We start from the raw sequence: 6,482 nt of genomic DNA, 5'->3' as shown, positions 1-6,482 counted from the left end.
CGCCTCCGGCTCTTCGTGTTTCCTTTATCTCAGTTGGATCACTCCAGGCCATACGCCGCTGACCAGGGCGCTTGCGCTTTTCTTGCGATAAAGAATTCTTTCTAGTTTCCTTTGTAACTTGATGATTTTTTTAGTAAAATAAAGTATTGGGACCATTTTTAGAAATGAGGGTGACAATTGTGCCTGAAAAAGTAAAGCTAAACACTGAATTTATTACATTAGGTCAATTTTTAAAACTGGCTGAGGTGATTCAAACAGGCGGCATGGCCAAATGGTTTTTAAGCGAACATGACATTTTTATTAATGGTGAGCAGGATCAAAGAAGAGGAAGAAAACTTCGTGCCGGCGATAAAGTCCAAATTACTGGCTTTGGGGAATTTGTGATAACCGCCTAGCTAAAGGATATGTTGCTATGTATATTGAAAAGTTATCGTTAAAAAATTATCGGAATTACGAAGAGCTATTCGTCCAATTTGAAAATAAAGTGAATGTCATCTTAGGTGAAAACGCCCAAGGGAAAACAAATGTGATGGAATCCATTTACGTTTTGGCCATGGCAAAATCACATCGAACTTCAAATGATAAAGAACTTATACGCTGGGATCATGAGTATGCTAAAATAGAGGGTAGGGTTCAAAAACAGCATGGCTCCTTGCCATTGGAATTAATCATTTCAAAAAAGGGAAAAAAGGCAAAATGTAATCATATTGAGCAGCAAAGATTGAGTCAATATGTTGGAAATATGAATGTGGTCATGTTTGCCCCGGAGGATCTTAACATTGTAAAGGGAAGCCCGCAGGTACGCAGACGGTTTATCGATATGGAAATTGGGCAGGTGTCGTCCATTTATTTACATGATATGAGTCAATATCAGAAAATACTTCAACAGCGTAATCATTATTTAAAAATGCTGCAGATAAAAAAGCAATCAGATCAAACGATGCTTGAGATTTTAACGGAGCAGTTTATTCAGATGGCCGTGAAGATTGTCAAAAGACGTTTTGAATTCCTTAAGTTGCTTGAGAAATGGGCAATGCCGATTCATCAAGGGATATCGAGGGGTCTAGAAACCCTTGAAATCACCTATAAACCATCAGTAGAGGTATTAGAAGAACAAGATTTGTCGAAGATGATAGCAAGCTTTGAAGAAAAGTTTGCCAAGGTCAGAACGAGGGAAATTGAACGCGGCACAACCATGTTCGGCCCCCATCGTGATGACTTATTGTTTTTTGTCAATGGCAGGGATGTTCAAACCTTTGGGTCACAGGGACAGCAGCGTACAACCGCCCTCTCTGTCAAGCTTGCTGAAATTGAATTAATTTATAATGAAATTGGCGAGTATCCCATTTTACTTCTTGATGACGTTTTATCGGAATTGGATGATTACCGGCAATCCCATTTACTTAATACCATTCAAGGGAAAGTTCAAACGTTTGTGACTACCACAAGTGTAGAGGGGATTGACCATCAAACCCTAAAGGAAGCAGCGACGTTTTTTGTCGAATCCGGTCAGATGAAGCCAGTTAATTGAGGTGAACCATGTATATTCACATCGGGGAAGATCTTAACATTAGGGCGAAGGATATTATTTCAATACTAGACAAAGAGAGTGCGAATCATTCTCCATTGATTGATGAGTTCCTATCGCACCATAAAGAAAGATTAATTAACTTGTCCAAAAACCCCTTTAAATCAGTCATTATTACATATGACAAAATTTACTTATCCCCTATTGCTTCTGGAACATTAAAAAAACGTTCAAACCAAACGAATATACACGAATTTATATAGTACTTTTTACAACCAAAATATTGAGCTATTTTTTTCAGAAGGTGCAGGTGAACATGGATGACTATGGAACAAAAGGCAGTTGTGGAAGAATCATACGGTGCGGATCAAATTCAGGTTCTTGAAGGACTTGAGGCAGTTCGAAAACGACCAGGTATGTATATTGGCTCGACAAGCGGGAAAGGGCTCCATCATCTTGTTTGGGAGATTGTTGATAACAGTATCGATGAGGCACTCGCAGGCCATTGTGACGAAATCAATGTCATCATTGAGGAAGATAACAGTATCACAGTTAAAGATAACGGCCGGGGAATTCCAGTTGATATTCAAGAAAAGATGGGCAGACCAGCTGTAGAAGTAATCATGACGGTTCTTCATGCCGGCGGGAAATTTGGCGGCGGAGGCTATAAGGTCTCGGGCGGACTTCATGGCGTAGGTGCTTCAGTTGTGAATGCCCTCTCAACAGAGCTTGAGGTTTACGTCCACCGCGATGGAAAGATCCATTATATTAAATTTGAACGGGGCGCTGTTGTTAAAGAGTTAGCGGTAATTGGAACGACTGACCATACGGGTACGATTACACACTTTAAACCGGATAGCGAAATTTTCACTGAAACATTGGAATATGAATATGACATTCTCGCTACACGTATACGTGAGCTGGCCTTTCTTAACCGCGGTCTCAAAATCACGATTGAAGATAAGCGGGTTGAAAATAAACGAAACGAATACCACTATGAGGGCGGTATTAAATCCTATGTAGAGCATTTAAACCGAACAAAAGAAGTGATTCATGATGAACCGATTTACATGGAGGGTGAAAAGGACGGTATTAGTGTTGAAGTAGCCCTTCAATATAACGAGGGCTATACAGATAACATTTACTCTTTCGCAAATAATATCCACACCTATGAAGGCGGTACACACGAATCAGGCTTTAAAACAGCTTTGACGAGGGTCATTAACGATTATGCTCGGAAAAATGGTCTGATTAAAGAAAATGATACTAATTTATCCGGGGAAGATGTTCGTGAAGGAATCACGGCAATTGTCTCCATTAAACACCCCGACCCGCAATTCGAGGGGCAGACAAAGACGAAACTAGGCAACTCTGAAGTCAGAGCGATTACGGATACCGTTTTTGCCAGTACATTTGATAAATTCATGTTAGAAAATCCGACAGTTGCCAAGAAAATTGTTGAAAAGGGCTTAATGGCCGCACGCGCAAGACTTGCTGCTAAGAAAGCTAGGGAATTGACCCGCCGGAAAAGCGCGTTAGAGGTTTCAAGTTTACCAGGGAAATTGGCAGATTGTTCTTCAAAGGATCCTGCGGAAAGTGAAATGTTTATCGTTGAGGGAGATTCCGCTGGCGGATCGGCAAAGCAAGGACGTGATCGTCACTTCCAAGCCATCCTGCCGCTTCGTGGGAAAATTCTTAATGTGGAAAAGGCGCGTCTAGATAGAATTCTATCTAACCTTGAAGTAAGGGCGATGATTACGGCGATTGGAACAGGGATTGGGGAAGATTTTGATATTGCTAAGGCACGGTATCATAAAGTCGTGATCATGACAGACGCTGATGTTGATGGCGCTCATATCCGGACGCTCCTTTTAACGTTCTTTTACCGTTTTATGAGGAAACTTATCGAAGCTGGTTATGTTTATATTGCCCAGCCGCCACTCTATAAAGTTCAGCAAGGTAAACGAATTGAGTACGCCTATAATGACAAAGAATTGGAACGGATATTTGCAGAGCTGCCAGCTACGCCTAAACCTAATATCCAACGGTATAAAGGTTTAGGTGAGATGAATCCTGAACAATTATGGGATACAACGATGAATCCAGAAGGAAGAAGTATGCTTCAGGTTAGTCTTGAGGATGCCATCGAGGCAGATGAAACCTTTGATATGCTAATGGGTGAAAAGGTAGAACCACGCCGTAACTTTATTGAGGAAAATGCACAATACGTTAAGAATTTAGATATATAAACCTGGGAAGGAGGCACTATTTATGTCTGGAATAAAAGAGATTAATATCAGTCAGGAGATGCGTTCATCCTTCCTTGACTATGCAATGAGTGTTATCGTTTCTAGGGCCCTGCCAGACGTCCGTGATGGGCTAAAACCTGTTCATCGCCGTATTTTATATGCCATGCATGACCTCGGAATTCATGCAGACAAACCATATAAAAAATCTGCCCGTATCGTTGGGGATGTAATTGGTAAATATCACCCGCATGGTGATTCGGCTGTTTATGAAACAATGGTTCGCATGGCTCAGGATTTTAATTACCGTTACATGCTTGTAGATGGTCATGGAAACTTTGGATCAGTAGATGGTGACTCTGCAGCGGCCATGCGTTATACAGAATCGAGAATGTCAAAAATCTCAATGGAATTATTAAGGGATTTAAACAAAGATACGATTGATTACCAAGACAACTATGATGGTGAAGAAAGAGAACCTGTCGTTCTGCCTGCACGGTTCCCCAATCTGTTAGTGAACGGGACAACCGGGATTGCAGTGGGGATGGCAACAAATATCCCGCCACACCAGTTAGGAGAGGTCATTGATGGGGTTTTAGCTATTTCACGTGACCCTGAGATTACAATTCCAGAGTTAATGGAAATTATCCCCGGACCAGACTTTCCTACAGGAGGATTAATCCTTGGCCGTAGTGGAATTCGCAAAGCATATGAAACAGGCAGGGGATCGATTACTCTTCGTGCAAAAGTTGTAATTGAACAAAAATCAAATGGTAAGGAAGTAATCATTGTTAATGAATTGCCTTATCAAGTGAATAAAGCAAGATTGGTTGAAAAGATTGCTGAATTAGCCCGTGATAAAAAAATCGAGGGTATCACAGACCTTAGAGATGAATCAGATCGTAAAGGAATGCGAATTGTTATTGAGGTTCGTAAAGACGCTAATGCGAATGTCCTTTTAAATAATTTATATAAACAAACAGCTTTGCAAAGCAGCTTCGGAATCAACACATTAGCCCTTGTGAATGGACATCCAAAGGTATTGAATCTAAAACAATGTCTAGTCCATTACTTAGAGCATCAACAAGTAGTCATTCGCCGGAGAACAGAGTTTGAATTGCGAAAAGCAGAAGCACGTGCCCATATTTTAGAAGGCTTACGGATTGCCCTTGATAATTTAGACGCTGTTATTACTCTTATTCGGGGCTCGCAAACAACGGATATTGCCCGCGAAGGCTTAATGACGCAGTTTAGCTTATCTGAAAAACAAGCACAAGCCATTCTTGATATGCGTTTACAGCGTTTAACAGGACTAGAAAGAGAGAAAATTGAGGATGAATTTCAAAGTCTCATGAAGCTAATTGCGGAACTAAAGGCAATTTTAGGTGATGAGGAAAAGATCCTTGAGATTATCCGTGAAGAATTACTAGAAATTAAGGAACGCTTTAATGATAAGCGCCGTACCGAAATCGTTACTAGTGGACTTGAGAATATCGAGGACGAGGATTTAATCCCTCAGGAAAATATTGTGATTTCTCTAACGCATAATGGATATATTAAACGCCTGCCGGTTTCCACTTATCGGGCACAACGACGCGGCGGCCGTGGAATCCAAGGAATGGGAACAAATGAAGATGACTTCGTAGAGCATTTAATCACGACATCGACACATGATACCATTCTCTTCTTTACGAATAAAGGTAAGGTTTATCGTTCAAAAGGCTATGAAATACCGGAATTTAGCAGAACAGCTAAGGGTATCCCAATTATTAACCTTCTTGGGATCGAAAAAGGCGAATGGGTCAACGCGATCATCCCTGTCGAAGAATTCGTTGATGATTGGTCCTTATTCTTTACAACAAAAGAGGGTATTTCTAAACGGTCACCCTTAACGTCGTTCGCTAATATCCGGACTAATGGCCTAATTGCTTTAAGTTTGCGCGAGGGCGATGAACTAATCTCTGTTCAACTTACCGATGGTACCAAGCACATGATTATTGGTACTAAAAATGGAATGTTGATTCACTTCCCTGAGACAGATGTACGATCAATGGGACGAACAGCAACAGGAGTAAAAGGGATTTCCCTTGATCCTGGTGATGAAGTTGTTGGAATGGAAGTATTAGAAGAAGATAGTGACGTCCTAATTGTAACGAAAAATGGCTACGGTAAACGTACACCTGCCGCTGAATATCGTATCCAGGGTCGCGGTGGTAAAGGAATAAAGACCTGCCACGTTACTGAGAAAAACGGGAATCTTGTCTCAATGAGAGTTGTAACGGGCGAAGAGGATCTTATGCTTATTACGACTGGTGGTGTTCTGATTCGAATTGATGTCGCGGGTATTTCCAAAATGGGTCGAAATACACAAGGGGTCAAACTTATCAGCATGAAGGAAGACGATAGTGAATTTGTCGCAACCGTCGCAAAAGTTGAAAAAGAGGAAGAAGAACCTCAAGAAAACGAAGCGATCGAAGGAGAAGAAATCAGCACTGATTCAACTCCAGATAATGATGTTCCTGAGAACGAGGAATAATGATCAAGGAGAAGCATACATGGTGTGCTTCTTCTTTTTATTTGGTTAGCTAAAAGTTTTTAAGATAATTATAGTAGAAAAACAAAAAACGTGTTGACTTTAAATAGTCGAGATGATATATTTATTAAGTCGCTTACGGGTGATGTTAGAAATTGCTCTTTGAAAACTAAAC

The 6,482-nt window shown here is 40.8% G+C and carries 5 protein-coding genes; all 5 read left to right on the top strand.

All coding sequences use genetic code 11. The annotated features are described in order from the left end of the window. The first annotated feature begins 179 nt into the window (after nt 1–179). The 5 genes from yaaA to gyrA all read left to right on the top strand — a co-directional run bounded on the left by yaaA (nt 180) and on the right by gyrA (nt 6,310). Nucleotides 180–395, top strand: a complete 216-nt coding sequence (yaaA, locus tag BABA_RS07480) for a S4 domain-containing protein YaaA (protein ID WP_007084546.1) — start codon at nt 180–182, stop codon at nt 393–395. 17 nt (nt 396–412) lie between these two features. Further along, entirely contained in the window at nt 413–1,531 is a 1,119-nt protein-coding gene (gene recF / locus BABA_RS07475) for a DNA replication/repair protein RecF (protein WP_007084545.1), read from the top strand. 8 nt (nt 1,532–1,539) lie between these two features. Then, a complete protein-coding gene (gene remB / locus BABA_RS07470; protein ID WP_007084544.1) occupies nt 1,540–1,791 on the top strand; it encodes an extracellular matrix regulator RemB in 252 nt (83 codons plus the stop codon). Nucleotides 1,792–1,854: 63 nt separating this feature from the next. Then, nucleotides 1,855–3,777: a DNA topoisomerase (ATP-hydrolyzing) subunit B gene (gyrB, locus tag BABA_RS07465; RefSeq protein ID WP_007084543.1), complete on the top strand. Its 1,923-nt coding sequence runs from the start codon at nt 1,855–1,857 to the stop codon at nt 3,775–3,777. 22 nt (nt 3,778–3,799) lie between these two features. Beyond that, a complete protein-coding gene (gyrA, locus tag BABA_RS07460) occupies nt 3,800–6,310 on the top strand; it encodes a DNA gyrase subunit A (RefSeq protein WP_007084542.1) in 2,511 nt (836 codons plus the stop codon). Nucleotides 6,311–6,482 lie beyond the last annotated feature (172 nt).

Origin of the sequence: Neobacillus bataviensis LMG 21833, assembly GCF_000307875.1 — a bacterium.
Taxonomy (GTDB): domain Bacteria; phylum Bacillota; class Bacilli; order Bacillales; family Cytobacillaceae; genus Neobacillus; species Neobacillus bataviensis.
This window is presented reverse-complemented; position numbering and strand designations above follow the sequence as displayed.